23 protein-coding genes and 4 pseudogenes are annotated in these 25,929 nt (G+C 59.6%); 7 read left to right on the forward strand and 20 right to left on the reverse strand.

All coding sequences use genetic code 11. The features are described from left to right. Positions 1 to 13 precede the first annotated feature (13 nt). Together nolL and EB815_RS31000 are read right to left on the reverse strand one after the other, a co-directional pair. A complete protein-coding gene (nolL, locus tag EB815_RS30995) occupies positions 14 to 1,144 on the reverse strand; it encodes a nodulation factor fucose acetyltransferase NolL (RefSeq protein WP_051112815.1) in 1,131 nt (376 codons plus the stop codon). 90 nt (positions 1,145 to 1,234) lie between these two features. Then, positions 1,235 to 1,741 carry a hypothetical protein gene (locus EB815_RS31000; RefSeq protein ID WP_080643699.1) on the reverse strand — a complete coding sequence of 169 codons (507 nt, stop codon included), beginning with the start codon at positions 1,739 to 1,741 and terminating at the stop codon, positions 1,235 to 1,237. Between the two features lie 125 nt (positions 1,742 to 1,866). Here EB815_RS31000 and EB815_RS31005 point away from each other — a divergent pair, with 125 nt between their 5' ends. Continuing rightward, a complete protein-coding gene (locus EB815_RS31005; protein WP_019856471.1) occupies positions 1,867 to 2,811 on the forward strand; it encodes a LysR family transcriptional regulator in 945 nt (314 codons plus the stop codon). Positions 2,812 to 2,824: 13 nt separating this feature from the next. On the opposite strand, the gene EB815_RS31010 is transcribed toward EB815_RS31005, so the two are convergent. The 3 genes from EB815_RS31010 to EB815_RS31020 all read right to left on the reverse strand — a co-directional run bounded on the left by EB815_RS31010 (position 2,825) and on the right by EB815_RS31020 (position 5,227). Beyond that, entirely contained in the window at positions 2,825 to 3,667 is an 843-nt protein-coding gene (locus tag EB815_RS31010; protein WP_019856470.1) for a TIM barrel protein, read from the reverse strand. Positions 3,668 to 3,927: 260 nt separating this feature from the next. After that, positions 3,928 to 4,578 (reverse strand): LysE family translocator, encoded by a 651-nt coding sequence (locus tag EB815_RS31015; RefSeq protein WP_019856469.1) that lies wholly within the window; start codon positions 4,576 to 4,578, stop codon positions 3,928 to 3,930. A 25-nt stretch (positions 4,579 to 4,603) separates the two neighbouring features. Further along, a complete protein-coding gene (locus tag EB815_RS31020) occupies positions 4,604 to 5,227 on the reverse strand; it encodes an FMN-binding negative transcriptional regulator (protein ID WP_019856468.1) in 624 nt (207 codons plus the stop codon). A gap of 414 nt (positions 5,228 to 5,641) precedes the next feature. Here EB815_RS31020 and EB815_RS31025 point away from each other — a divergent pair. After that, positions 5,642 to 6,202 (forward strand): annotated as a pseudogene (locus tag EB815_RS31025) (transposase). A gap of 310 nt (positions 6,203 to 6,512) precedes the next feature. On the opposite strand, the gene EB815_RS31030 reads toward EB815_RS31025, so the two are convergent. The 6 genes from EB815_RS31030 to EB815_RS34035 form a co-directional block, all read right to left on the reverse strand. Further along, positions 6,513 to 7,070 carry a transposase gene (locus tag EB815_RS31030; protein WP_019856465.1) on the reverse strand — a complete coding sequence of 186 codons (558 nt, stop codon included), beginning with the start codon at positions 7,068 to 7,070 and terminating at the stop codon, positions 6,513 to 6,515. Continuing rightward, entirely contained in the window at positions 7,070 to 7,345 is a 276-nt protein-coding gene (locus EB815_RS31035; protein WP_155249076.1) for a hypothetical protein, read from the reverse strand. Before EB815_RS31035 ends, EB815_RS31030 begins: the two co-directional genes overlap by 1 nt. Positions 7,346 to 7,534: 189 nt before the next feature. Further along, positions 7,535 to 7,951, reverse strand: a complete 417-nt coding sequence (locus EB815_RS33740) for an exopolysaccharide production repressor protein (RefSeq protein WP_019856463.1) — start codon at positions 7,949 to 7,951, stop codon at positions 7,535 to 7,537. A 38-nt stretch (positions 7,952 to 7,989) separates the two neighbouring features. Next, the gene (fdxB, locus tag EB815_RS31045) at positions 7,990 to 8,307 is read right to left on the reverse strand and encodes a ferredoxin III, nif-specific (protein ID WP_019856462.1); all 318 of its coding nucleotides are present in this window, start codon (positions 8,305 to 8,307) and stop codon (positions 7,990 to 7,992) included. A gap of 253 nt (positions 8,308 to 8,560) precedes the next feature. After that, positions 8,561 to 9,220: a chitooligosaccharide deacetylase NodB gene (nodB, locus tag EB815_RS31055; RefSeq protein WP_019856461.1), complete on the reverse strand. Its 660-nt coding sequence runs from the start codon at positions 9,218 to 9,220 to the stop codon at positions 8,561 to 8,563. Further along, on the reverse strand, positions 9,217 to 9,270 hold the full coding sequence (locus EB815_RS34035; RefSeq protein WP_269465811.1) for a hypothetical protein: 54 nt from the start codon (positions 9,268 to 9,270) through the stop codon (positions 9,217 to 9,219). The genes nodB and EB815_RS34035 overlap by 4 nt, the downstream gene beginning before the upstream one ends. Before the next feature lie 446 nt (positions 9,271 to 9,716). Here EB815_RS34035 and EB815_RS31065 point away from each other — a divergent pair. Beyond that, a pseudogene (locus tag EB815_RS31065) lies at positions 9,717 to 9,883 on the forward strand (LysR family transcriptional regulator); the annotation flags it as partial. Positions 9,884 to 9,905: 22 nt separating this feature from the next. Here EB815_RS31065 and EB815_RS31070 read toward each other — a convergent pair. Beyond that, positions 9,906 to 11,375 carry a PLP-dependent aminotransferase family protein gene (locus EB815_RS31070; RefSeq protein WP_027046519.1) on the reverse strand — a complete coding sequence of 490 codons (1,470 nt, stop codon included), beginning with the start codon at positions 11,373 to 11,375 and terminating at the stop codon, positions 9,906 to 9,908. Positions 11,376 to 11,695: 320 nt separating this feature from the next. Between EB815_RS31070 and EB815_RS31075 the strand changes: the two genes are divergently transcribed. From EB815_RS31075 to EB815_RS31080, 3 genes and pseudogenes are all read left to right on the forward strand, one after another. Continuing rightward, complete coding sequence (locus EB815_RS31075) at positions 11,696 to 12,040, forward strand: PLP-dependent transferase (RefSeq protein ID WP_027046518.1); 345 nt, start codon at positions 11,696 to 11,698, stop codon at positions 12,038 to 12,040. Positions 12,041 to 12,093: 53 nt separating this feature from the next. Then, positions 12,094 to 12,223 (forward strand): annotated as a pseudogene (locus EB815_RS34295) (IS66 family transposase); the annotation flags it as partial. 145 nt (positions 12,224 to 12,368) lie between these two features. After that, a pseudogene (locus EB815_RS31080) lies at positions 12,369 to 12,473 on the forward strand (transposase domain-containing protein); the annotation flags it as partial. Between the two features lie 325 nt (positions 12,474 to 12,798). Here EB815_RS31080 and EB815_RS31085 read toward each other — a convergent pair. The 7 genes from EB815_RS31085 to nodS form a co-directional block, all read right to left on the reverse strand. Then, positions 12,799 to 14,013, reverse strand: a complete 1,215-nt coding sequence (locus EB815_RS31085; RefSeq protein WP_065005192.1) for a hypothetical protein — start codon at positions 14,011 to 14,013, stop codon at positions 12,799 to 12,801. A gap of 213 nt (positions 14,014 to 14,226) precedes the next feature. Then, the gene (locus EB815_RS31090; RefSeq protein WP_065005196.1) at positions 14,227 to 16,248 is read right to left on the reverse strand and encodes a carbamoyltransferase family protein; all 2,022 of its coding nucleotides are present in this window, start codon (positions 16,246 to 16,248) and stop codon (positions 14,227 to 14,229) included. 265 nt (positions 16,249 to 16,513) lie between these two features. Further along, on the reverse strand, positions 16,514 to 17,302 hold the full coding sequence (locus EB815_RS31095; protein WP_064987328.1) for an ABC transporter permease: 789 nt from the start codon (positions 17,300 to 17,302) through the stop codon (positions 16,514 to 16,516). A 3-nt stretch (positions 17,303 to 17,305) separates the two neighbouring features. After that, a complete protein-coding gene (gene nodI, locus EB815_RS31100; RefSeq protein WP_019856456.1) occupies positions 17,306 to 18,328 on the reverse strand; it encodes a nodulation factor ABC transporter ATP-binding protein NodI in 1,023 nt (340 codons plus the stop codon). Between the two features lie 49 nt (positions 18,329 to 18,377). After that, positions 18,378 to 19,652 carry a chitooligosaccharide synthase NodC gene (nodC, locus tag EB815_RS31105; protein WP_064987326.1) on the reverse strand — a complete coding sequence of 425 codons (1,275 nt, stop codon included), beginning with the start codon at positions 19,650 to 19,652 and terminating at the stop codon, positions 18,378 to 18,380. A 55-nt stretch (positions 19,653 to 19,707) separates the two neighbouring features. Then, on the reverse strand, positions 19,708 to 20,301 hold the full coding sequence (locus EB815_RS31110; RefSeq protein ID WP_027046516.1) for a NodA family N-acyltransferase: 594 nt from the start codon (positions 20,299 to 20,301) through the stop codon (positions 19,708 to 19,710). A gap of 788 nt (positions 20,302 to 21,089) precedes the next feature. Continuing rightward, complete coding sequence (gene nodS / locus EB815_RS31115; RefSeq protein ID WP_244277788.1) at positions 21,090 to 21,659, reverse strand: nodulation methyltransferase NodS; 570 nt, start codon at positions 21,657 to 21,659, stop codon at positions 21,090 to 21,092. A 769-nt stretch (positions 21,660 to 22,428) separates the two neighbouring features. Between nodS and EB815_RS31120 the strand changes: the two genes are divergently transcribed. Beyond that, the gene (locus tag EB815_RS31120; protein ID WP_065005558.1) at positions 22,429 to 23,943 is read left to right on the forward strand and encodes an integrase; all 1,515 of its coding nucleotides are present in this window, start codon (positions 22,429 to 22,431) and stop codon (positions 23,941 to 23,943) included. A gap of 488 nt (positions 23,944 to 24,431) precedes the next feature. Here the strand turns inward: EB815_RS31120 and ubiM are convergent, their stop codons facing one another. Then, positions 24,432 to 25,613 carry a 5-demethoxyubiquinol-8 5-hydroxylase UbiM gene (gene ubiM / locus EB815_RS31125; RefSeq protein WP_171883331.1) on the reverse strand — a complete coding sequence of 394 codons (1,182 nt, stop codon included), beginning with the start codon at positions 25,611 to 25,613 and terminating at the stop codon, positions 24,432 to 24,434. Positions 25,614 to 25,929 lie beyond the last annotated feature (316 nt).

Below are 25,929 nucleotides of genomic sequence, written 5' to 3' on the forward strand. Positions count from 1 at the left end.
CAGATGCGAATTTTCACGTGGCTAAATTGGTTACAGATTGAGATTTGGGCAGACTTGGACGCGGCGGGGCTCCGACAACGATCCGCGACACATATCCAAGGTCGCGCGTAACCCTGCGAATTGCCATGGCTATAACGACAATCGCCACTCCAACCGCACTAGCGAACGCGATTCTGGTGGTGAGATCCCAGACGTCTCCAAAGTTTATCAAATCCATGAGGCGAAACACGGCACCCTGGACCAGATAAAGCAGCAGCGTGCTCTGACCAAGCTCCACCGCGACAAAGTGAGCCATTCTAGTTGAATAAACTAGCCTCCAGCATTGGAACATAAACTGCATTGCCACAGCAGAAGCCGCCGCAGAGCCAGCGAACATCAGGAATACTTGTTTGAATGATTTTCCATCCTCAATTAAAACAAGATTGTTGTAAGCGTAAGTATCCTTTCCCCACCAAAGGAAGCATATAAAAGCCGATATCGAAAGCAAACCCAGCGAAATCGATTTGTTGCGCCAGATGATACTGTTCTGCCATCCGGCCGACTGGGCACACAGGAACCCCAGGCAATAAAACGGGTAAGTGTATCTTAACAACGGTGTTATTGAGAATGTGACGGGGGCAAGTGCGACAACAATTGCAGATAGGCCTATGATCCATATCGATAGACGACTGAAAGTTGTAAGGAGTCTAATTAGAAAGAACGAAATAAAAGCTGCCCATATGAACCAGTATGTTCCAACTACCTCTGTCGACAAATCTAGCAATCCTTTAGTAAAACTCTCCGTAGGAAAACTCACTGCGGACTTTAACGCCCAAATTAACACACACCAAAAAAGCATTGGCAGTAATAACTGCGTTGCCCGATCACCGATGCCTTGGTTGAATGATTTTCGAAAAATTGCCCCAGAAGAAAGATATCCGCTTATCGCCATAAAGAGGGGCATATGAAATATGTAGATAGACTTGAAATACGGCGACAGCCAGAAGGCTTCAGTGCCTCGATAGATACAGTATTGTAACAAGTGCCCGACCACCACCAAAGTAATGAGTATACCTTTGGCGAAATCAAAGCTTAGATTTCGGTTGTTTGTCTCTGCTGGATGCAAGCCGCGTCCCTTCGCTCCGACTGTTATGTGATCAAGCATCAGACTCCAGCCTATTTGTTGCGGTTGCTGCTTGCCGTTTCTGGGTACGGCGAGCGCCAGTTTCGGTGCAAGGATCGAAATTCACGCGGATCACGGCGTGGTATCGAGGGCCGACCGGCTGCAACCGAGCGGACGAAAACCCAGTGCCTGCTCGCAAACGTCGAGCGCAGGGGCGGTTGCGATGAGGTGTGGCCACGCGAACGCCCGGCACCCTGGTCGCCAGACGTCTCTGCAGAGCCTCTCAATATGGTTCCGCAGCGGGTACCGAGCCGTGCCGAAAGCGAATGCAATGCCAAGCTGCTGCGGCGTCGGACGCATGACGCGGATAGAATGGCTCATTCCGAGTCTCTCAAGATCCGGATGCACCCTGGACAATCCGCGTTCGCTTACCAAGAAATTAACCTCGCCAACCGTGCTGAAACGGCGCAGCAGGTCCAAATAAGCCGCTACGCCGTGCACATCAGAGCCGATTGCGCGAACCTTGGGCCCTGCACCGGCCCAGCTACAACCGCCTGAAAGCCCCTGTCGCCCATAGGCCTTTCGGAAGAAGGCGGAGAGTTCGACATGACCGCCTACTTGCAAGTCATTTCCCACCACACGCTACACAAGCAGTGGCGTGATCGGGTGCATGTCAGGTGCGGTCATCTATGCAGGGCGTTGAAAGTTTGGTAAAATCGATTGTTTAGATCGCGAACATTCACGCTATGGATAAGTGAAAGGCAATGCGCTTCAAAGGCCTTGATCTAAACCTTCTCGTCGTGCTCGACGCACTGCTGACCGAGCGTACCCTCACGGCGGCGGCAAGCAGCATCAACCTAAGTCAGCCGGCCATGAGCGCGGCCGTCGCCCGGCTGCGCAACTATTTCAATGATGAACTGTTTACGACGAGCGGCCGTGAACGTGTTCTGACCCCGCGCGCGGAAACACTCGCCCCCGCAGTTCGCGGCGCACTCCTGCAGATCCAGTGCTCGATTATTTCTTTGGATCCGTTTAATCCGGCTCAATCCGATCGCCGCTTCAGGATCATTCTTTCCGATTTTGCCACACTCGTGTTTTTTGAAAAGGTCGTGGAGCGTGTTGCACGCGAAGCACCCGCCGTCAGCTTCGAATTGCTGCCCGTCGACGACGACCCCGATGAGCTCCTCCGGCGCGGTGACGTCGACTTTCTAATTTTTCCAGAATTGTTCATGTCGAGCGCGCATCCAAGAGCGGCGCTGTTCGACGACACGCTCGTGTGCGTCGGCTGCTCCACGAACAAGCAACTGCCAGGGCAGCTTACATTCGAGAGATACATGTCGATGAGGCACGTTGCGGTCAAGTTCGGACGGACGCTGAAGCCCTCCATCGAGGAACGGTTTTTGCTTGAGCACGGTCTCAAGAGACGTGTCGAGGTTATCGTCCAGGCCTTTAGCATGATCCCGCCGATGGTCTCAGGCACAGCTCGTATTGCGACGATGCCCTTACGGCTGGTTCAGCATTTCAAAACAACCTTTCCCCTGCGGATCATCGAACTTCCGCTGCCGCTTCCCGCATTCACCGAGGCCGTCCTGTGGCCCGCCCTTCACAACAGTGATCCGGCAAGCATCTGGATGCGAGAGATATTGTTACAGGAGGCGTCTCGAATGACTTCTCCGCAGGACCCCAAAAGGGGTCGCAGGCACTCCTAATTACTCCAGTGTTTCACACCGGCACTTGCGCGAATAGCCCGTGTCGGACGAGGTCGATGCTCGCGGCAAGTGCGCCTGCGAGGTCGTCCAGCGGGTGGACTGCGTCGACAAACGGAGCGAATGAGAAGGGGCCCGCATAGCCGCCATCAAGCAGCGCCCGGATCTGACTGCCATTGTCGGAACCGACTAGCACGCGATCCGGGTAAATCCAGTGGATCGGATCGTTCACGCTTGAAACGTGCACGAGACCAGTCAGGTCGCAGGAGAAGAACGTCTCCCCGGCGAGCGTGTGATGGAACGTGTCGTGCACGAGGCGGAAGACGGACTGGCCATCAATGGCGGCGATGGCCTTAGCCGCTTCGTTCTTCGATCGAAGCGAGCTGGTCTGGAAGCCCAACGGCTCGATGAGACCGATCAGACCGCGCGACTGAAGGATCGGCTTGAGCGCTTTCAAGGCGACCCGGAGATTGCCTTGGCGCTCGCCATTGGCGGGCCACGTGCCGTCGTTGACCGGCACCAGCATGAGCGTCTTGGCTCCGCAGGCCGCGGCATAATCGGCGAGCTTGCTCGCCTCAGCCTTGCGGCCGGGAGTCCACTCGTTGAAGCGCTGTAAGGCATTGACGGAAATAATCCCAACGCCTGCTTCGGCGGCGGCAGACCGGACGTCAGCCGTCGGCATGCCGCGTGCAATAGCATTGCTGCACAGTCGGGGGATCTGGACATCGGTCAGTCCCTGGTCACGGGCAAAAGCGAAAAGTGCCCTGACGTCAAGTCCGGGCGTCGCCATGTGATCGAGTGCAAAGCGGGGCGATGCTTGGCGCATGGCTTGGCTTTCCTTCCATGAAACGGCCGTCATTCTCGGCTGACTGGCTTCTACCGTGCGTGGATTCGCAGGGGCTGAAATGATGGGTATGAGGCAGGCGAGTCAGTCGAACTCACGTTTCTCTCACACTGTATTTTCTCTCATCTACGAGCGGACTTTCACGCAACGGGTGGTGCCGCGCCTCCGGAGAGATGACCTGAATGGGTGCAAGACCGAAGCTGGCTCGCAGCCATCCAGCTACTCCGCAAGAACCCGCCAACCCGGAAAGATGCCCAACCGATCGGATTTCAAAGTCAGGCAGCAGGCTGCTTCGCCAGAGCGAGGCCGACGCCCAGCGCGATCATCGCGCCGCCCGACGCCTCCCTCAGGCGGCGGATCAAGCCGGGACGCGCGGCCGCGCCGTCTTGAATGCCGCTAGCCACCAAGGCAACCACGATGTCGGCGAGCGTGTTGAGCGCAATCGACACGGAGCCAAGCGCCGCGAATTGCAGAGCTACAAGCCCTGCGCTCGGATTCACGAACTGCGGAATGAAGGCGAGGAAAAAGACTACCGTCTTCGGGTTGAGCGCCTCGACCATCACCCCTTCACGAAACGCCCGCCGGGGTCCGACTGGCCCCACCGCGGGGCCGTCATTGCTGCCAGTCGGTCCCTTGCGGCGGGCTGCTTGAAAGGTGCGAAAGCCGAGCCAGACGAGGTAGACGGCGCCGAACAGCTTTAGTGCGGAGAACAGTTCCGAGCTCTCGAGCACGATCGCGGAAACACCTAAGCTTGCGGCGAGGACGTGGATCATGCCCCCCAACCCCGTGCCTAAGCTGGAAGCGATACCTTCCGCACGACCGCCGGCAAGCGTACGCGCGGCAACGTAGAAGATGCCCGGACCGGGCGTGATGGCGAGCACGGAGGCCGCGGCGAGGTACAGGGCGAGTGGGGTCAGTTCTGACATGATGTCGATTCCGACGAAGTCATGATTATTCTGGGATGAGAGCGGCGATCTCGCGGTCAGATGCCCGCTCGCTCGCCGCAAGGCCCGCGGCCACGCCGGCGCGATCGGCCGCGTTGCGGTTCTGGCTCACTTTGCGCTTGCCTTCCAGCCTCGTGATCGGCATGCGCAGGCCGACGATTCCGCGGAGTTGCGCCTGTACAAAATCCGGCGGCGCGTCCGACACCGCCCAAGGCGAGGCGCGCTCGCTCTCGTGGTGGTCGGTCAGACGATTCACCACGTCCAGCAGTCTTCCCGCATGCTCGAAGAACTCGACCGGTCCATAGGCGTGGACGGCGATGTAGTTCCAGGTCGGAACGACCTTCCCGGTTTCCCGCTTGGTCGCATACCATGCCGGCGTCACGTAAGCGTCCGGCCCCATGAAGATGGCCAAGCCCTCGCCCAGCGGCGGAACATGGCACTGGGGATTGGCCTTCGCTAGATGCCCGTAGATCACGCCGTGCTCGCCCTCGCTCTCGTCAAGGAAGAGGGGCAGTGGCGTTGAGAGCGGCCCTACCGCCGTGACGGTAACGAAGTTCGCCAGCTGCGCCGCACGGATGGTCGCGCGCAGGCACTCCTTGTCGTCGTCGCGGAAAGCGGGAGGGATGTACATCGCGAAACTCCTTGCGTTACCAGGTCAGATACTGGCGAGCTGGCCTGTTGGAAACAGCCAGTCAGAAGCTATTGATGTGGTCCAGTTGGTGAAAGATGGCATTGCGGGACGGATCGTTCGTGACGATCAAGGATCAGATCCACACAGGGGGCGTGCGAGCCGGGGACGACCTGCGGTCCGTCGCAGCCGAGTGGTGGGGCGTAGCCACATAACGGTGACGGCTGCCTAGCCTGGAAAATTCAGGGCAGGTTGGCGGATGTGGTGCAAGCCGTTGAAATGACGTATGATTTTTGTTGTTTAGGCCGATCCGAATCATTTCCGGAGACCACACCCGCCATGAATGATCTTACGCTGCCGCTGAGCGGTTTGTCATCTGTGGGCGGCAAGGCCGTCGTTGCCCGCTTCGACGGCGGCATGCTGTCGTCCAACGGTGGGGTTGTCGCTCTGGCCGAGGAGGAGAAACGGCTGCGTGTGGCTGACCGTCTGGCGCGTTGCATCGACGATCCGCGCTGCCCGGACCAGGTCGTCCACAGCCTGGCCGATATGATCGGCTTCCGCATGAAGATGATTGCCGCCGGCTATGAGGATGGCAAGGACGCCAACCGGTTGGCTGCGATCCGGCCTTCAAGATGGCCCAGGATGCGCTGCCTTCGGGTCGGGATCTGGCCTCACAGTCGACGCTGACCGGCTGGAGAACCTGCCCGGCATGCGGGAGCTGGTCGCTATGGGCCGGGCGATGGTCCATCTTTACTGCGCTTCCGGCAGGTGCCGAAGCGGATCGTGCTGGATATCGACAACACGTTTGATGCCGTGCATGGCGGCCAGCAGCTTCGCCTGTTCAATGCCCATCACGACGAGTACGGCTTCCAGCCGATAGTGGTGTTCGATGGCGATGGCCGCTTCGTCGGTGCGGCTCTGCGGCCGGCCAAGCGGCCGAGTGGGCAGAAGTCCGCCCCCACCCCGCTTCGTCCTTGATCGCATTCCGCGGCTCGTGACGTAGCCGACGGGGCGCCAACGCCCCGAACGAACCGCCGACCGCACCTGCAAACCCCCGCCTTCCATCACGACGGATCACCGCCGGCGCCCAAGCAGCTTGTCAAAAACAACCGAAACGGCGACCAGATCACCACCTCAGGCCGCCAAACCTTCAGCGCCGTGCATAAACCCGGCTAGGACCCAGCTCTCGCCGAAGGCTACGGGATCCAACCCTGTTCAGCTGCGGCGGGTCGGTGCTCCTTGGCTACAACGAAGACTACGCCGCGCCCTTGCAATACCGTCCAGCCGTTCACGGACGGCGCGGTGCCGCGTCCGAGCGATCTCGAATTCTTTTCCCAAACAGACGGGAAAGGCTCTCGTGTAGGCCCACAAGCGCATTGCCCGGCACGGTATGGTGATAGGAGGATAGTAGCGGGCGGCGCCGCTCCTCGACGAATAAGCGCTCGAGTAGATTGGTCGTGCGGATCGCGCGGCGGTGGGTGATCGGCATTCTCAGGTGGGCGATACAGGCCTCGAAATCGTCCATGAAGCAGGCGATCGCGCTCGGCAATTCCGCCTCGTAATCTTTCACCACTCCGGCGGCCGGGTCGCGCGCAATGGCCCGCGAGGGCGCCTGGTATGCGGCGGTGGCGCGGGCCTTGAACTCCGGCCAGCTGTCTTCCGGCACCTTGGCGACGAGATTGCGCATTCGATGCGCAAGACAGCGCTGACGCTCCGAGCGCGGGAAGCAGGTCTCGATCGCCTTGATGATGCCGCCCGTCAGACACGACAAGCAGCGGATCGCCGAGCCCGCGGCCGCGCAAAGGAAGGCGCTCACTGTCTCGGCATCCTCCTTGGAGCCGGCCATCAGATGCAGCAGTAGCTTGGCCGGAGGCCCTGAAGCCCCAGGCCGCCAGCACCGGCTCGCGCCGCCCACAGCTCGCCGATCTCGCTGACCGCCGTCTTCGACAACAGCAGCCGGCCGCTCTCGTCCTTGAAGGCGTCCTCGATGTCGCGCACCGAAAGGCCGCGCGCCAGCAGTTCCACCGCCTCGAGCGCCTCGGTGCGGCCTTTCAGATGATCGCGGATCTCGGAGCGAAACGGCGCGTCCCGGCCCGCCACCTGCGGGGCAGAGTATTCCAAAGCCTTCCGCCGTCTTCAGGCGCCCGCTGCGCACGCCGTTATGGTAACCCTGGCCGGCCTCAGCTCCGTGCTCGTAATAGTCTCGCCCGACCGCATCCCGGCTCTCCCCCTCCAGTGCTTCCTGCCACAATCAGGAGGGTCGCAAGCTTCATCAGCTCCGAACGCCCCGTCGGTGTGGAAAGACGCCCTTCAATCAGGTCGGAAAGGGATTGGCGGGTGCGCATCGATGCGGGTACTCTCGTCGTCATGGGGTGCCTCCTTGCTGATGCCGGCGCCAACCGGCATGGGTTTTTGATTCCTCGGCAAAGGATGCACCCCTCCCTGAGTTTCCAGCAAGTTTAGGACTTCACCCTCGTCATCGTCGCGCGACTGGTACCGAACTTCCTGTGACCTGTCGAAAAGCCCAGCCCCTTGCCCGGCTTTGCCAGCGCAGCTGGATCGCCAAATCAGAAAGAGCACACTTGCGAAATAGCCCAGCTGAAGAAGTAGCGAACAGCTCAGCGTCGTGACGACTGCTAGACGGAACGAATGCGAGACGAAGTAAACCGTCACAGCGTTGCCGCACAGGACCAGCCCGAGGAGCCGACAAAAGTTGATGAGGCGCAATGCCGTTCTCCTGAGTTTGTCTCGTCAAATCATGCAATTCATGCTGCGATCTGGTCGGCCGCGACATGGGTCTGACAGTTCTTTGGGCAGACGCGGCCGCAGGCTCCGCAGCCAATGCCGCGGCCGGCACGGTCGACAACCATGATCATGCGATTGAGCTCACCATCGAAATCGTCGTCACCGCCGTCGCAGGCGCCGAGGATTTCGCCTGCGTCATCGACGCCGTAAAGATGCATGACCTCGCGCGAGCAGACCTTGAAGCAGCGGCCGCAGCCGATGCAGGACGCGCCATCGATCGCCGTGAGATAGTGTGGCGTCCATGGTGAGCCGTCGCGGGTGACAAAAGCGCCCGTCATTGTGAATTCTCCAAAGCCGCGAGTTCTTCCTTTGCCGCATCCAACTCGGTAAAAATCTCGAAGGCTTTCCTGGCGACCGCCTTGATCTCGGTTGTAGCAGGTGGCAACAAACGTCTAGCCAACGGTCGGAGCCGACCAGTTCGTCCGGTGTCGATGCAGTGCTTGTCCGCAGGGCGTAAACCGGCCTGTAAGCCTTCATAAGCGAGACGACACAGGTACTGGCTGGGAAAGCAGGTCCACAGGATCTCGCATTTCAGTGATGTTCTGGAAGCGAGCGAATTTCATATCCGCAGGCCTCTAATGCAGGAATCAGATTGGACAGCGCCATAACGGTCTGGTTGCGCAGACTGGCATGAGTGCTCCGTCTCGCCTCATCGGGAGGGCATCCGTCGTGCAAGAGCACGACTGCGCCTGGCCGTACCGAGGCGAGCACTGCATCGACGATCGCGTCGGTGCCGGGGCGCGACCAGTCTCTTGGGTCTATCGACCAATGGAGGGCCGCCAGCCCCGCGATCTCTGACGCAGTGAACACTTCTTCGCTCCAGGCGCCGTATGGCGCGCGAATGTAGCGGATCGAGGCCTGTGGGCAGGCTAGCATGATGACCTGGTTCGCCTCGAATACCTCACGTTGCACTTCGCCCAAGCCGCATTTGGACAGATCCGGATGAGACATGGTGTGGTTGCCTACCTCATGCCCTTCCGCGATCATTCGCTGGATGAGATCCGGGTGCTCGGCGGCGTAGGCACCAATGACGAAGAAAGTCGCTGGCACTCGATTTTGCGCCAGCACATCGAGTATCTGTGGTGTGAAAAATGGATCGGGACCATCGTCAAACGTCAGATAAACGCTGCGACGGCCGGTGCCGTCAGCGCACTCACTCTGCACCTCCCAGCTGTCATCAAGATGTTTCATAGCTCCGGACCTTTCCGGTCAATTGTTGTACCGATCGGCCATTCGCTCATCGGCCGCGCAATCGGCACGACGAGCACGTCCTCCCCGCGCGAGGCGGCAGGTCGAGATACTGAACTTCTGAGTGGGACCCTATGCGAACGCCGACACAATGGTCGCCAGGCCGTCTCTGCAGAACCTCTTAAGTTGATTCCGCAGCGAGTTGATCCTTAAGGTAGGCGCCTACGCTACTTGGGGGAGCTTGTGGCGACGAGCCGACGCGATGCAGCTTGCGCCGATCACCGACGTACCTGGTCGAAAAGGGGATCGGCTCGCTTAATGTTCGGCGCAGACCAGGAGGCACACACCAGAAAATGCTCCTCGGAGCCAACGCATACATCGACAATCCCCTTAGGGCTGCATCCTTGAATTCTCAATACGACGCTGTGTCCAATCGGCAAAATCGATTGTTTCGATGACAAGCATCCACCTTGCGGATAGATGAGACAAAGGCTTTGATCTGAACCTCCTGTCGGCTCGATGCACTGCTGACCGCGCGCAACTTCACGGCGGCGGCAAGCACCAGCAACCTAAGTCAGGCGGCCATGAGCGCGGCCGTCGCCCGGCTGCGCAATAAGTTTCAACGATGAACTGTTTACGATGAGCGGCCGCGAATGTGTTCTAACCCGCGTGCGGAACCGTCAACATCTCAGAGTTGAGCGACGACGTCCCGCAGCATCTCGACGCCTTTTTCGATCTGCCGGATGCTCAAGGCGGAATAGCCCATGACAAGCCCGACGCGGTCGGCTTCGCCTGCTCCCGACTGCCAATGATAAAGCGGCGAAATCGGGTGCAGACCCAGACCGGCGTATTGGGCGGCTTCGACCAACGCCGTCTCACGCGATTGCGGCAGGTCGTTGAACCATATGACGACGTGCAGTCCAGCCTCTGCTCCCTGGACGGTTATCCGATCTGAAAAACTCCGCTTCAGCGTGGTCAGCAATACCTCCCGGCGTTCGCCGTTAACGCGGCGCACGCGGCGCACATGGCTTTCATAGCCGCCGCTCTCGATCAGAGAGGCCAATGAGTCCTGCCCCGCCACCGGAGAATGCCGATCGGCAAACTGCTTGGCTGTTTCGAAAACCTGCTGGAATTCCTCCGGGACGACGAGATAACCGATGCGCAGCATCGGCGAGAGCGTCTTGGAGATGGTGCCGAGATAGATGACCGCCCCATGATCCTCGAGGCTATGCAGCGGGGGAACGGGGCTGATGTCGTAGCGATATTCGCTGTCGTAGTCGTCCTCGATGACATAGGCGCCCTGCTCCCGGGCCCATTCCAGAAGCTGATGCCGCCGCGCGATCGGCATGACGCCGCCGAGCGGAAACTGATGCGAGGGCGTCACATAGGCCAGCTGGGCCGTGACCCCCGCCAGTTGCTCCGTCTGCATGCCGTGATCGTCAACCTCGACGGGAACGGGCGTGGCACCTGTACTGGCAAAGACCTGGCGCGCCATCCTGTAGCAGGGGTCCTCGATGACGAAGCTGTCGCCTGGATCGAGCAGCAGGCGCGCGCAGAGATCGAGGCCCTGCTGCGAACCATTGACGATGACGATCTGCTCGGGGTTGCAGCGCACGGTACGGGCGCGCCAGAGATAGCCCTGAAGCGCCTGACGGAGCCGGCGCGAACCGCATGGATCGTCATAGGCGAGCCGTGCCGGCCGCTGCGCCATCGCCGCGTTCATCGCGCGCTTCCAAGCCGATGCGGGGAAATCGGAGGGCGCCAGGACGCCATATCGGAAATCGACCTTCAGCGGGTTCGGCAGGTAATTGGGCCAGCGCGGAGTGCCACGCAGCCGTTCGCCATAGCTTGACAAGTGGTCCGGGCCGACCCGTTTTGGGGGATTGGCGGTTAGCTCATGTGCGACCAGTGAGGATGCGACACGAGGGCGCGCGCCTTGACGGATGTCGATGAAACCTTCCGCGGCCAGCTGCTCGTAAGCGACGGTGACGGTCGTTCGTGAGACTCCAAGTTCCTCGGCGAGACCCCGGGAGGACGGCAGTTGGCTGCCGGTGTCGTAGATGCCTCGGAGTATCTGCTCGCGAAGCGCTTCGTAGATTTGACGCGCCCCCATGCCATGCGAGCGGGTTGAAGCACCGGGACCTGGAGACTGGACCATTTTCTTCTGCCGTTTGGACATTTCATATGAGCCAGTTTGCAGCCACTCCCTCCGAAAGCCAAGAGCACGTCTGAAGTCGATGCCCGACTGCCCACCAACCCAAGACTGAACTGGCACAGTCTGCGAACGAGGCCAAATTCGGCTTCGCTACCCGTGCGATCCATCACGGCTACGATCCGGCTGGCTTTCCCGATGCGGTTCAACCACTCGTCTTCCTGAGCTCGACCTACGCTCGAAAGCGTTGCGGCGAATGAGGCCGCCGCCTTGGCGGTGCAATCCTCGGCGACGCGGAAACCCTCCACACCCTGTACGAAACGGGCATGCGCAACATCACCGGCGCGGCGCTCTCGCCCATGTCGGCCTTCCTGGTTCTGCGCGGGCTGAAGAAGACTCTCACGCTTCGCATCGAATGGCACAGCACCACGGCGCTTGCGATCGCGCAGGTGCCCGTGGGGCATTCGGCCGTGGCTTGGGTGAGCTCCCCTTCCTCGACTCGCATCCCGATCAAGCGATTGCCCGAAACAGATGTCCGGATCGCGAACGCTAACCGCCCGGGTGAGCTTGACCAACAGGTCCTCGATTTCCTGAAGAAAGAAAGCGCCGGCGAAATCCGCAATGGCGTTATGGTCGGGATGCTCATTGGCAGCAATAAGCACGGAAGGTGACCGATTCGAGGGCACCCGCTCGATTTGCGGCCAGAAAAAAGAGACCGTCGTATTTCCTGCTTCACGCTGTGCATGAGCGGCTGTTCGGGCGGCTGAAGGCTTCAGACAAGCTATCGCGGACGAGACCACTGTGCCTGTGCTTGATTCGGGCGGAGACGGACCAAAGCGGGGCAGTTGTTCGCCTGTGAGGCAATGGAAACGACGCTGACTATCTCCACGCACATCTTGAGCTGAAGGAATCCGAACTTGCCAAGCTGAAGCCATACGAACGCTCAAAGGCCGAACGATCTCGACCAAACGAATCGGCATAGTTCGGCGGTCGGCATAAACCGCCAAGCTCAACGGCGGCGAGCCACACACCTACCTCGCTGACGTGATCGCCCGGATCGTCGCCGGCCATCCACAAAGCCAGATCAACGATCTGCTGCCTTGGCCTACAGGCCTATGCCGCTCAAGGCCGTGGCCTGAGAACAGCGGTTACGGACCGTGTTCGACGTGTTCACCGGGATGCCGGCTGATGCATGGCGGTACCGGCTGTTGGTCTGCATAAAGGGTATGCCGAAGATCTGGTGGTCTTCTAGTTCCACAGACCTGCAGCGCTGGGCACTGGTTCGCCAGGAATGACGCGCTCCAGCTGGGACCGCCGGGCGAGTTACTTCCCTAATCAGGTGAGAGGCGCATTGACGATCGTTATACCATTGATACTGACTGCCGATCTGGCCGTCCTTAATGACGTAAATTGCAGTGCGCGCACTGTTCTATTTGGAAGGACGCTCGCTGCTTTGGGTCCACAAAAGCCGGCTTTCATCGGCTGTGAGGATGCCCTTCTCGTCAATCTCTTTCTGGATCCTGGCGACCATTTCTTCGGCGCTGAACGGTAGCCGCTTCAACTCATCCGGCGAAAGCCCCTTGGCGGCAGGCAAGCCATAGTGGCTCATCATTCTGCCGATTTGCTCATCATTTCCGCCAGCCCCGACATTGCTCAAATGCAAGGCAGAGCTCTGGGATCCCTTCCACTGAAATTCGACCCATTTGCGATTGGTCTTGATGTACGTGCTCCCGACGCGCCGGCCCATCCAGAACAGCCAGATGTCATCGCCTTGAGGACAGAGTTTGGCGAACATGTCCTCATCCACAACCTCCGGCGACAGCGCTTTGGGGCCGTAAAGCACTCCACCGACGCCGGTGGGGAAAATCATTCCCGCCGGTTCAGCGACGTCGTATGACCATTTGCTGTAAGGCTGAATGCGTTCCGCATCATCGAGCGCAACCGAGTGGGCTCGCTGGCAAACGACTGTCTTTTCGCCGGCTCCTTCGACAAGTTCCTCCAGCCATGTGCGCGAATAATAGACATCGTCATCTGCAGTGACGATGTAGGTTTTTGGAAATGCCAGCAGCGCCGGAATAATTTTCTTATACGAGCGAAGGTCCCGGCAAAGGCGTATCTCGAGACCTTGTCGTTTGAGGTCTGTCACCTCGGCGGGCAACTGCGCGGCGTCCTCGACAGCGATCCACAGAATGACTCGGTCCGGTGCAACCGTCTGCGACAGAAGACAACGCAGCGTCAGATGCAGTGTCGGGAAACGCGCGGGGTAAGAGGTCAAGGAGACAATCAAATCACCAGCCAAGCCATGCGGGCGGGCCTTTCGTCTCAATCGCCAGCGCAGCGCAATCAAGGCAAGGGCGATGTACGGCTTCACAAAGCCAGTTGCCTCCTGCTCATACTTGGCGACGCGCCAGGCAACCCCGTTGCGGAGTTGGCCAATTAGACGACCTTGCGCGCGCCCACCGTTGCCAAGGAACCACGGTGATAGCCACGCGGATATTTTCAGCACGAGATAAATCGCGAGCGGCCCGGAAACAGCGACGACGATGATGAGCGCCTCGTTGGAGACACCAAAATCGCCGAGCGAAAACTGAAAGAATTGATGCAAGAACATTATGACCAGCGACCCTTCGCGCAGCCTCGCCATCGATACGCCGAATCTTCCAAAAGCGGCTGCTTTCCGGACTAACATCAGCAGAGTCAGTGACAGCGCCAGCGCAATCAGAAGCCGAGGATAGGCGGGCCGAAGATCGGATATTTCATGTTGAACCGAATCTCGGCACCGCTTGCCTTGGAGACCGTCATATGAAGATGCAGACCGGTGTTTCGGCAGCTGCCATCTGTTGTCCAGCGTTTGGCATCAGGTTTGTTGGACGCGAGCGGCGTGTGGGGGATGCATGCGAACGCGGCGCTGCTCCCACAACCTTCGCAGCTCTCCTGTGAGAGCCTCGCGCTGGGCCTGATCCAGCGTAATTGTATCGAGGAGATCCGCGAGCACGGCTTCGCCTTCGATCCGCGTCAGCAGATTGAACAAGTCATGGGAAATACGCACGCCGTCACGGCTGGAGTGATCCGTGCGGATTTCGCAGACGGTCTCCTGGCGATCGAGCGCCGTGTAAGCGCGGACCTTGTGAAGGGATACATAAGGCGGCAATGAAACCGCGAGCGCAGTCCAATCCTGCAGCGTTGCGGCCCGTTTTTTCACGAGGAACGGCCCGACCACAAGTCCATCCAACTCTGTCGTCAGGAACGTGGCAATCGAGTCTGCAACTGAATCTACGATGGGCTCGGCATTGTTGTTAAAGGACGTATTGAGCAGAATTGGGATGCCTGTCCGCTGCTTGAAGGCATTGATGACGTCCCAGTAGGCCGGACTGGCCTTGCGCGATACTGTCTGCAGCCGAGCCGTACCGTCGACATGCGTGATGGCGCCGAGCAAACCGCGCTTGGAGTCGCGCACGCGAACCACGAAATTCATGAAGGGAAATTCGCACGCACTACCTGGGAGGTCGAAAAATTCGCGCGCATCCTCCTCCAGCACTGATGGGGCGAACGGGCGATACCCTTCCCGCTTCTTGACCATAGCGTTGATCCGGTCCTTGTTCGTGGCGGGCCTGGGGTCGGCAAGAATGCTGCGATTTCCGAGCGCGCGCGGCCCGAACTCCGAACGACCTTGCACCCAGCCGATCACGGCGCCACCGGCCATCCACTCGGCTGCCCGATCCGCCACCTCCTCCGTGCGTTCAAACTCCAGGTGCCCCGCCCATGCCGTTAGTTCCTCTTCGACAGCGTGATCGCTCGCGAGATCCGGCCCCCAATAAACCTCCTGCAATCGCGCACGCGGCGCGGGGCGGCCCAGCTCTTCAGACACGATTAGTGCAGCGCCTAATGCGCAGCCAGCGTCATGCGATGCGGGCTGCACGAAGATGTCTTCGAAAAGTCCTGAATAGAGCAGCTTGCCGTTCATGGAGCAATTGTGCGCAACGCCGCCGGCCAGGCACAACCGCGTCATCCCGGTGGCCTCACGATGATGCCAAAGAATGTGAAACACGATGCGTTCGAGCGCTTCCTGCAAGGACGCACTCACATCCTTATGCTGCTGGGTGAATGGCATTCCCTTTTGCCGGACCTGAATGCTGCGAAGCAAAGTCGGACCGATGCGGTCGAGGTGGACGCGATACTCGCCGTTTGCAGAGAGTTCATAGAACTGCTCGAAAAGCTCGCGATAGGGAACGGGATCGCCGTAGGGGGCGAGCCCCATCACCTTATATTCATCGAACAAGCCGTAGCCGAGATACCGGATCGTCTCGAGATAAAACTGCCCAAGGGAATTGTTCTCTGGGAAAGTCGCGAGTTGGGCAATTCCAGTGCCAGATCCAACCGCCACGAGCCCCGACAGGAAATCACCAGAGCCATCAATCGCGAAAATCAGACTTTGCTCGAAGCCCGACATTGCAAAAGCACTCACGGCGTGCGCCTGATGATGACTTACGAATGAGATACGCGAAGCGTCGAGCTCGCTACCGAACTCCTGCGCCAACAGCTTCTGCACCAACAGTTTAGCATCCAACGGAATGGAGGTGTCCGGCTGGGAAGCAAGCATGTTTTCGAGCATTGCGTTGCAATAGGCTTCGGTAGCGTAGAACGCCACATGATCGATTTCACTGAGCTGAACCCCAGCGGCTGAAAGACAGTACTGAACCGAACTGATTGGGAGCTTGTTGGAGTGTTTGATCCGATTGAGGCGCTCCTCTTCTACGGCCGCGATGACCTGTCCGTCTCGGACGAGCACCGCAGCGCCATCGTGCATGAATGTGTTCGGAACCTGGAATCTGTTTTCATAGACTTTGTCTAATCCGCCGCTCAATCCTAGACACAGCATCTTGCTCTCCATTTATCGTACAGAAGACTGAATTGGCCTGTCTCAAGGCCGTTTGATCAAAAACACAGGCTGCGTTGTCGTTCGCCGCGGCGAACGCCAGCAGACATCACAACCTCGAAGAAATTCTCTTTCGCCGGGATCAACATGAGACGTTGAGAGATTGAGTGGATGCCTCCGAACACCCTCCGTGGCATGCCGATTTCTGTTGGCGATGTCGTTTGCCGCACGGAGTCCGTAGCGCATGTTTATCTCCCGCTCTTTCGCGTCAGCGCATTAGTCGGCGGCGCAACAGCGCCATTGAGAGGAAGAATGGCAATAGCGCGTACAGGGCGAGCACACCGACATGCAGGGCGATGCCGCCGATCGGGCGATCAAGCATAACCGGGCGAATGAGGTCGATCGAATGTGATAGCGGCATGCATCGCGCTATCTGCTGAAAGGCGTCAGGCAGCTGATTCAATGGGAAAACGGCGCCCGACAGGAACAGCATAGGTGTGAGGACAAGCGTCTGGTAAAACACGAAGTAATCGAAGCTGGGTGAAAGCGCGGTGACGATCATCGCGAGGCTCGCAAATACGCACCCAGTGAGAGCAATGATTGGCAGCGCATAGAGGACGGACGGCCAGGCTGCATAACCCAACGTTGCGGTGACAATGGTGATTGCCGCACCGGCCAAGAAGGCCTTGGTGGCTGCCCACGCGAGTTCACCCAGAACGATGTCGCCGAGGGTAACGTGCGTATACAGCATCGCTTCCCAAGTGCGCTGAGAGTGCATGCGAGCGAAAGCCGCGTACAATGTTTCGAGGGTTGCGGCGGTCATCGCACTTACCGCGACCATGCCGGCTGCCAAAAAGGCTATATACGACGCACCGTCGACGCGGCCGACCATTATGCCGAGGCCGGTGCCGAGGCCGAAAAGGTAGATCATGGGATCGGCAAGGTTGCCGAGAATCGACACGAGTGCGACTTTCTTCCATGCCAGATAGTTGCGGCGCCACACCGCAACCCAGTTCCACGCATTGGCCGGCAACGCCGCCGCATAAGCTTCAATCATGGTTCACTCCTCCATCTCGCGCCCGGTCAGCCGCAAGAAAACATCCTCGAGATTGGCTGGACGCAGAAGAAGGCGCAGACCTGCTCGCCCGTGCAGTTGCGTGCGCACCTGCTCAGGGTCTGGCGCATAGCAATAAAGGGTTTCGCCGCTCACCTCGATGCGCTGAGAATGCGGCTTGACCAGCGATTGCAACTCGTGGGGATCGCCGCCGTAAATCTCCATGACCTGGCATCCGATATGCTCGTTGATCAACGCCTGCGGGAGGCCTTCGGCGATATTGCGACCCTTTTCGAGCACGCACAGCCGATCGCATAATCGCTCAGCCTCTTCCATGAAATGCGTCGTCAGGATAATCGTCTTGCCGCGGGCCAACAGGGCGCGCAGCCGCTCCCAGATCAAGTGGCGCGCGTGCGGATCAAGGCCGGTGGTCGGCTCATCCATCACAATGAGCTGGGGGTCGTTGATCAACGCCCGCGCCATCGTCAGGCATCGCTTCATGCCGCCGGACAATTCCGAGACGCGCGCATCCGCCTTGCGCTCGAGGCGAGCGAACTCGAGAAGCGACGGGATGACCGCTTCGGCCTCGCGTGTGCTCATGCCGAAGTAGCGCCCGAACACCAGCAGGTTCTCGCGTACGGTGAATTCCTGGTCAAGATTGTCGAATTGCGGGACCACGCCAATGCCCCTGCGCGCCAGCCGAGCGCGTGCCGGCACCGGGAGGCCGAGCACCGTGATCGTGCCCGCGTCAGGGCATGTCATTCCGAGAAGCATACGCGCAATCGTGCTTTTGCCCGCGCCGTTTGGTCCGAGGAGGCCGAAACATTCTCCCGACGCAACGGTGAACGACAGTTCGTCGACGACGACCTTGTTCCCATACGACTTGGTTACGCCTGTAAAATCGACCGCCACGGTCGAGGCAGAGTCAGACACGGAGCTTTTCGCGCTTGATTGCTCGTGAGACTCCCGTTCGATCTGACCAGTCTCGGGCCGCCGCAAATCCTTAGGGTCCAACTCGCGCATCAACACTTGATCTTTCTGGTCCTGGCTCAAAACTCTTCCGCCTGAGATCACGTGACTATTGCTGTTCGCTGTAAGTTGCTTCGGATCCTACCAAGGTCGGCTTTGAAAGCGCGCCGCCGATGTCTGGCACCTTGGTCGCAGAGCTTCGCGACAGCCAATCGCTATTGCTCAATGTACACAGCGCGTATGCTTTCAATGGGAGCAAGAGAGAGATGTTGATGAGTGTGTGGAGCGAGAATCCGAGAAATCGAAGTTGGCGCGCACGAAACGCTGCCACGCTGCAGCGAACTATGGTCATGGCTGCAAGCGTCAGGCATGCCGTCCAAGGCACAGTACCTGTCGTTACGAATTGCGCGAGCCCCGCCAGGACCGACAAAGAGAGCAATAATGGGCCAAGGTTCTGGCCAATCACGTCCAATGTGAGATAAATATTAAGGCCGCGCAGCAGGTGGAGTGATAGCAGCGTGTCACGGAAAGTGCTCCGGGCCCAGCGAAGTTGTTGACGCAGATAGGGACCTATCCTGTCGGGAACGACTGTTGCCGCGACGGCCTCCGGAACATACTCGGTTCGGAAGCCTGCTTTCAGCATAAGGATCGTGAGGTGGCGATCCTCACCGAAGTCGCTCGGCTTCCCTCGAAAGCGTTGCGTCTCGTATTGATCCAGCACCGAAAGAAGCGCGGATCGCCGGTACATGGCACACGGTCCGCAGCAACACATGACGGCACCGAATCGAGCCTGTGCAGCCCGCTCTTCGTTGCAGGCGAGCCAGTACTCCATGTCGATCAACCGCGTCAGCCAAGTTTCACTGCGGTTGCTAGCCGCCAACTGGCCCATGGCCGCGCCGATCGCTTGATCTTGCATCTTTAGCGCAAGCCTTGTGACGACGTCCGGCGCGAGTATCGTGTCCGAATCTACATTGAGCACCAAATCGCCGCACGAGCGGCGAACCGCGGCAATCTGCGCCTTTCGCTTTCCGACATTCTTTGGGAGCGCAATGAAGTTGAACCTCGGGTCGTGCCCGTATTCCTCTTGTACACCTACGAGGGCATCTCGGTTTGCAGAACCGTCATCAACAACATAGACCTGCAGTTTTCCGGCGTATTCCTGACTTGCAATGGATGCCAGGCAGTCGGACAGGGTGCGAGGCGCCTCGTTGTAGGACGGGATAATGACATCGACGCTCGGCCAAGGCTCACCGCCGGCCGGGTCGCCCGACGTCGGCGCTACCTTTGTAGGCAGGGTATAAAACACCTGCGCGGTTTTATAAACGGTCGACAGCAGCGCATAAGAGCAGATGGCAACCGTACTGGCTGTGGCAAACAGGTTCATGAGATGTCAGATTTTTCTGTGAATTTGAGGAAGCGAGCGGATAACAAATCCGCGGTCATAGCTCTGGCCCGTTCCGATCGATCAAAGTGCCGGCCGGCCACTCGCTCATCGAGCGTCCAATTGGGAGCACCATGAGGAGTACGTCGTCGTCCACTCGCGTGGGAGGCAGATCGGGGTACACCTCCGGGAGGGTTGAACGCACGCGAACGCCTGTCAAAATGTTCGCCAAGCCTTTCCGACAGAACCTCCCAACATGGTTCCGGAGCGCTTGCCGAACCGTGCCGAAAGCGAATGGAACGCCAAGCTGCTGCAGCACTGGATACATCACGCTAATCGAATGGGCGATTCCCAGCCCCTCAAGATCCGGACGCACCCCATATAGACCGAGTTCAGCGACAAGCTGATCAGCGTCGCCAACTTTGATGTATCGGCGCAGCAGCCCCAAGTGAGCCGCTACCCCGTGCACATCATAGCCGATTGCGCGGACCTCCGGCCTTGCACCGGCCCAGCTCCGACCGCCTGCGAATTGCTTTCCATTAAAGGCTCCGGTCGGCTCATAGGTCTTCCGTAAGAACTCAGAGAGTTCGAGGTGATCGGAAAGCTGCAATTCATTTTCCCAGCACAACCTCCACTGCACGTCATTGCGCATGCGAAGACTTCCTCTTTTTCGGGTTCTTTTGTGCACCTCACGCGGTAGAGCAGCGGCGGTGCATGTCAGGTGGGCGGTTAATGAACGACCCGCCCGGATTGGTAAAATTGATTGTTTAGATCGCGAGCATCCACGCTGTGGATGTTAAAACCATGCGTTGATCTGGACCTCTGGTCGTGCTCGATCGGCCCGATAAAGCGACGACACCGATGGCAGCTGTCGGTGACAAAACCTGCCTCAAGAGCGGCCGCCAGCAGCGTGGCTGCGCCTCGTGCCGAAGCAGCGATCAAGTGGAGGATGGGCCCGACTGTTAGACGTCGGCAAATGCGGGGACCGTTGACGCACGATTCGCGCAGCTTTCCGAACTTAAGCCCACGAGCGAAAAAGGTTTCGAGGGGCTGATCGCCGCCACCCTCAATGCAATTACCGGCATTCCGTTCTGGCTTGCCAGCAGCGGTGATCAGCGCGGGTCGACGGCAAGTCCGCCTTTGAAGGCGCGGTCGCTTCGAGCTCTATACTGACGACCTGCCGTGAAAGGACGTTCTTTCGAAAATCCCCGACTTCGTTCGACACAACGACCACGCCGATCTCGTTTGGGTTCTGGGCGCGACCCGTACGGTCCCGGGCCAGCTTGAAGATGATGTGCGTGCCGACGACGGTGCCAAAGAAGGCATCAGCGTTCTGATTCTCGATTGGATCCAGCTAACTTGTTGCAATCAGGCGCTCTTATACGTCCTCATATTGGGTGCTTGACACCACAGAAGCGCACAGGGTCTCCAAGTGTTTCATCAGGAAGCGGAAATCGGCTTTCGGAAGAGGGCCAGCAGGCAGTCTTCATTGATCGACGCGCCCCGGCACTCGATGCACTCGATCTCGGTCAACGATTCGTTCAGCATGGCGATGGTGGTCTCTGCACCAGCAGCGTGCCCCCAGCGTTGGCAATTGGCGTCACGTGCCGACCCGAAAACCAGATGCCCGCCTGGCGCAAGCAGGCCTACCAAGTTGCGGACTGCCGCGCGGATCTGAACGAGGTCTCCGACGTAGTAAAGAACCTCCGCAACGATGATCAGGTCGAACAGCTCATCACTCGAAAACTGTTGAACATCGGAGATTACCCAGCTGATGTGCGGCGCCTCCTTCATGCGTAAACGTGCTCGCGTAATCGCAGGCTCCACGACATCGATCACAGTGAGCCGCTGGCAAAGGGGGGCTAGCCGCTCCGTAAAGGCGCCGGCAGCGCACCCGACTTCGAGCGCATTTGCGACTGGACCTTGCGCAAGTGACAACCGGAGAATTTGGGTGTGGCGCTCCCGCTCGAACGGGTTGCCATCGAGCCGCCATGGATCGTCTGCGGCCATTTCTCGATTCAACAGTTCATGATCGATTTTATGGGTCAAATTCACACCTAGCCAATGCAGCAATCACCGGCGCTGCAAATGCCGTCAAATGTCGGTAGGGTCGGGGCCCGGGCACGCTAATTCTGAGAAGCGGGGTCGTTCGTGAGACCCGATGTCAAAACGCGAGTCGGTTGGACGCGCGACATAGACACCGATGAGGAAGAACCTCCCGGCAGCAATTTCCACTGCCTTCGGATCGTTGCATTCTGTTGCTCCTTTGGGGCTAGGTGGTTGGTGCTCAGGCTTTTTCGTCGGACGTACTTGCGGGCCGAGGCAGTTGATTTCGGTCACCCTCCTATTAGGGCCGGCAGGATTGGCAAAATTGATTGTTTGGATGACAGCCATCCACGCCCCAAGCACATCGAAGGCGGAATTGGGCGTGGCTGGGTCCGCGCCTGTGTGGCACTGGCCGACAAACGCATTGCGGCGCGCGGGAATTGCGCACACACGCGGCGATTGACACGCTGATGACCCGCGACGGAAGAGGCTCGCGGCATTCAGCAACGCCATCTTCATCAAGCATGGATCCTACCTTGTGCAGGAGATTGTCAATCTCGCAGACGCGATCGAGTTTGTGGAGGAGTGGCCGGAGGACCGCCGCAGTCTGATCCATGCTGTGGTGCGGCGATCTGGGAGAGACCTCGCATTGCCTCGTCGAAAATGTTCCTGAATGTTCAACCGTTGCCTCACATAAGTTGCTCCCTACCGAGGGGTAAGAGCAGGGGCGACTATGGGACGGCTGAGCATGGCGACAAGGAAAGAACTGACGACGGCGGTTTCAGAGCGCTATCGTGCTTCGACGCGAGCGGAGAAGGCGAGAATTTTGGATGAGTTCGTCGTCGTCACGGGCTTTCACCGCAAGCACGCGATGCGGCTGCTACGACGCGGTGAGGGGCCGTTTGCAGGCCGGCGAGCGCGGCCGCGGATTTATGATGAAGCGGAACGCAATGCGCTCATATTGCTCTGGGAGGCGTCCGACCGCGTCTGCGGCAAGCGGCTGAAGGCGTTGCTGCCCATCCTTCTCGAGGCGATGGAACGGCACGGTCATTTTGACCTGGCGCCCGAAATCCGGGGCAAATTGCTGGCGATGAGCGCGGCCACGATCGACAGGACGTTGGGACCGATCCGAGAAGGCTTGGGACGTCCCCGACGACGGCCTGCAGCGCATGCCCTGCGACGGAGCATTCCCATTAGAACGTCGGCGGATTGGGACGATCCAGCGCCAGGCTTCGTTGAGGCGGACCTCGTGGCCCATAGCGGCCCTTCGGCTCGCGGCAGCTTCATCCAAACCCTCGTGCTCACCGACATCGCGACCGGCTGGACGGAATGTGCGCCGCTGCTGGTTCGCGAACAGACGCTGTTGAGCACGGTGCTCACAGAATTGCGCAAGCAACTGCCCTTCGCGCTTCTCGGCCTGGATACGGACAACGACACCGTTTTCATGAACGAGACGCTGAAGGCCTATTGCGTCGCCGCCAACATCGTCTTCACGCGCTGCCGCCCCTACCGCAAGAATGACCAGGCCTTTGTCGAGCAGAAGAATGGCGCCGTGGTGCGTAGGATGGTCGGATATCGTCGGTTCGAGGGGCTGGAGGCCGCCACGCTGCTAGCGAAGCTCTACCGGTCAGCGCGGCTGTTCGTGAACTTCTTTCAGCCATCGTTCAAGTTGATCGCGAAGCAGCGCGACGGCGCGCGTGTGCGCAAGACGTATAGTCCGCCAGCTACGCCGCATCAGCGTCTGGTTGCCGACCCTCGCACCTCAGATGCAGTCCGCTCCCGTCTGCAGGAAATCTACGCCGGGCTCGATCCTGTCCTGCTGTTGCGCGATATCCGCGCCGTGCAGGAGCGACTCGCTGCGCTTGCCGATACTCCGCCGGCCATGCGCCCTGACGGAACAGCTCAGCCAATCGACCTTTTCCTGGCGAGTTTGCGGACTGCTTGGAAGGACGGAGCTATCCGGCCGACGGATCGCCCGATTGTGAAAGCCAAAAGGGGGCGGCGGCGTCCTGACCCTCTCGTCAAGGCGACTGCGGACTTACGAAATTGGTTCGAAGCCGAACCATGGCGAACCGGCAGCGAACTTCTGTCACGACTGCAGGCCGAGTATCCCGGCGATTACCCGGACAAACTGCTTCGAACGCTTCAGCGTCGTCTGAAGGTCTGGCGCAGCGAACAGGCGGACGCGTTGCTGTTTGGCCCCTTGATCAAGGAGCCGCCGATCCTGGAGATCGCAGGGCCACACTGAGGCGCCGTGGCGCTCGCGAAGGAGGCCGGGCGCTGCGAAACCCGGCCATCTCCGCGCCCGGCCTCCTTAGCCCCAAGCCGGGAGCAAAATGAATGAGGCAACGCTCGAATCTCGAGGAACATCGTTACGTGAGGCAATACGAGGTCTCTCCCAGATCGCCGCGCTATACTGTGGATCGCTGCTTCCGATTCGGGCGGTGGACAGGTGTGGGTTCGTTCGGCCGCCCACCTCGTTTTGTGCCGTGTATGCCGGCTGCTCGGTCGCCTTGTTGGGCAGGCACGACCGATGAAGGCAGAATATCACCAGCCTGCGCCGTATGCGGCACGAACGCTTGAAAGAGCAGATCACGTAGCAGGCGGGCGAGTGTGGTTCGATGTGAGCGGTCGCGGCTGCGCGGAATCGACGATCCCAGTGAAGAGCATGACGCCTTCCTCCCCTGGATGGGCGAAAGCGCGGCACGCTGATGCTGACACTATGGTGACTGGGGTTCACCGCCTCAGCATGGCCGCAATGCCATGACGGACAAAGGGAAGATGTTGGCCGAGGCGCAGCCCCACATGCCTTGCAAGCCGTGCCGCCGGATTCTCGCTTGAGTAGAGTCCGACGAGAATATTCGTAGCATGATAGAGCGGCGCCGCCGACAGGCGCAGTCGCCTTTCATATCTGTGCAGCATGTCGGGATCGGCAATGTCGCGACGGTCGCGCCACGCTGTCAGGATACCACGGGCGAGCTGCCTCTGGCCGCCGAGGCCGATGTTGAAGCCATGCGCGGTGACCGGGTGCATGCCGACGGCAGCGTCGCCGATCAATGCGGCGCCCGGCGCCCGGAACCTGTGCGCCCAGGTCGTGACCAACGGATAGATATGGCGTTGGCTTGCCAGGCTCATATTGCCGAGGCGGCCTCGACAGCGCTTCGTCAACCCCATCAGGAACAACTCGTCGTCAAGGGCAAGCAGTCCGTCGGCCTCGTTAGAGGGCAAAGTCAAAAGCAGCGACGACACGCCTTTCGCGAGGGGCAACATCGCTACCGTCTGATGGTGATCGAACCATTCGATCGCGATCTGGTGGTGGGGGCGCTCGTGCCTCACCCGGCAAATCAGCATCGAGTTGCCAAGCCGATTGATATCGGCGCCGATGCCGAGCAGATCGCGGGTGGCGGAAAAACGCGAATCCGCGGCAACGAGAAGCCGAGCGGTCAGCCGCCTGCCATTGGAGAGCGTTATGACTGCTCCCTCGCGGCTGTTTGTTGCACGCACGACCGAGTGGCCGCACAGCAGCCGGGCATGGCCCTGCAAGCGGATGATCTTGAACAGGGCATCGCGGATCCGGCAATTCGGGACCAGAACGCCCAGTGGTTCCGCGGATCCGCCGGGAGAATCGAAACACAGCGCAAAAGGACTCGATCCGTTGAGGACGCGTGCGCCTTGAAGCGGTGACTTGTCCGAAGCCGGGATAACATCCCAGGCGCCGAGCTCGCGAAGGATCCCAATCGAGGCGTGGGTGAGCGCGATCTCGCGACCGTCGAAAGCCGGACTTGCCAGTCTTTCCAGGGACTGCCCCTCGACAACCGCCAGTTTGAGCTCGCTGTGGGCAAGCGATGCGGCGAAGGAAAGTCCGACCGGCCCGGCGCCAACGACGATGATGTCGAAGCTGTCGTCAAAGCCGGCCATCAGCATGCCGCCAGCTCGTCGGCTATCTTGGTGAGATGCTGCTGGAATCGAGCCGCAGGTCGTGCATCGATTGCGCTGCGATCCAGCGCCCGCCGCATCGCCTCAAGCGCGTTTCTCACATCGGTTCCTGGCCGGTGAAGCGTCATTTGCCCGCCATATGGTCTGGATTGTCAAGACGTTGGGAGCGACGAGCAGGCTGTCGGTCAGCCCATGCGTTTTCCCTTGTAGGACTGATCGATCAAACCACGCCGACAAAGGCATGGCCTTGATCTGGGTCAGTCGAGGCGCAACAGTCATGCGCCAGCTGACCCATGAC

Source organism: Mesorhizobium loti (assembly GCF_013170705.1).
GTDB classification, from domain to species: Bacteria; Pseudomonadota; Alphaproteobacteria; order Rhizobiales; family Rhizobiaceae; genus Mesorhizobium; species Mesorhizobium loti_D.

Excerpts from the sequence above, each read along its gene's own strand:
- nolL (WP_051112815.1), bottom strand. The coding sequence starts at position 1,144 with ATGCTTGATCACATAACAGTCGGAGCGAAGGGACGCGGCTTGCATCCA.
- EB815_RS31070 (WP_027046519.1), bottom strand. The coding sequence starts at position 11,375 with ATGGTCCAGTCTCCAGGTCCCGGTGCTTCAACCCGCTCGCATGGCATG.
- EB815_RS31090 (WP_065005196.1), bottom strand. The coding sequence starts at position 16,248 with ATGCTGTGTCTAGGATTGAGCGGCGGATTAGACAAAGTCTATGAAAAC.
- EB815_RS31120 (WP_065005558.1), top strand. The coding sequence starts at position 22,429 with ATGGGACGGCTGAGCATGGCGACAAGGAAAGAACTGACGACGGCGGTT.
- nodS (WP_244277788.1), bottom strand. The coding sequence starts at position 21,659 with ATGGCCGCAGACGATCCATGGCGGCTCGATGGCAACCCGTTCGAGCGG.
- nodB (WP_019856461.1), bottom strand. The coding sequence starts at position 9,220 with ATGAAACATCTTGATGACAGCTGGGAGGTGCAGAGTGAGTGCGCTGAC.
- ubiM (WP_171883331.1), bottom strand. The coding sequence starts at position 25,613 with ATGGCCGGCTTTGACGACAGCTTCGACATCATCGTCGTTGGCGCCGGG.
- nodC (WP_064987326.1), bottom strand. The coding sequence starts at position 19,652 with ATGAACCTGTTTGCCACAGCCAGTACGGTTGCCATCTGCTCTTATGCG.
- fdxB (WP_019856462.1), bottom strand. The coding sequence starts at position 8,307 with ATGACGGGCGCTTTTGTCACCCGCGACGGCTCACCATGGACGCCACAC.
- EB815_RS31110 (WP_027046516.1), bottom strand. The coding sequence starts at position 20,301 with ATGCGCAATGACGTGCAGTGGAGGTTGTGCTGGGAAAATGAATTGCAG.
- EB815_RS31015 (WP_019856469.1), bottom strand. The coding sequence starts at position 4,578 with ATGTCAGAACTGACCCCACTCGCCCTGTACCTCGCCGCGGCCTCCGTG.
- EB815_RS31005 (WP_019856471.1), top strand. The coding sequence starts at position 1,867 with ATGCGCTTCAAAGGCCTTGATCTAAACCTTCTCGTCGTGCTCGACGCA.
- EB815_RS31030 (WP_019856465.1), bottom strand. The coding sequence starts at position 7,070 with ATGGCCGGCTCCAAGGAGGATGCCGAGACAGTGAGCGCCTTCCTTTGC.
- EB815_RS31010 (WP_019856470.1), bottom strand. The coding sequence starts at position 3,667 with ATGACGGCCGTTTCATGGAAGGAAAGCCAAGCCATGCGCCAAGCATCG.
- EB815_RS31020 (WP_019856468.1), bottom strand. The coding sequence starts at position 5,227 with ATGTACATCCCTCCCGCTTTCCGCGACGACGACAAGGAGTGCCTGCGC.
- EB815_RS31085 (WP_065005192.1), bottom strand. The coding sequence starts at position 14,013 with ATGGCGAGGCTGCGCGAAGGGTCGCTGGTCATAATGTTCTTGCATCAA.
- EB815_RS31095 (WP_064987328.1), bottom strand. The coding sequence starts at position 17,302 with ATGATTGAAGCTTATGCGGCGGCGTTGCCGGCCAATGCGTGGAACTGG.
- EB815_RS31075 (WP_027046518.1), top strand. The coding sequence starts at position 11,696 with ATGCGCAACATCACCGGCGCGGCGCTCTCGCCCATGTCGGCCTTCCTG.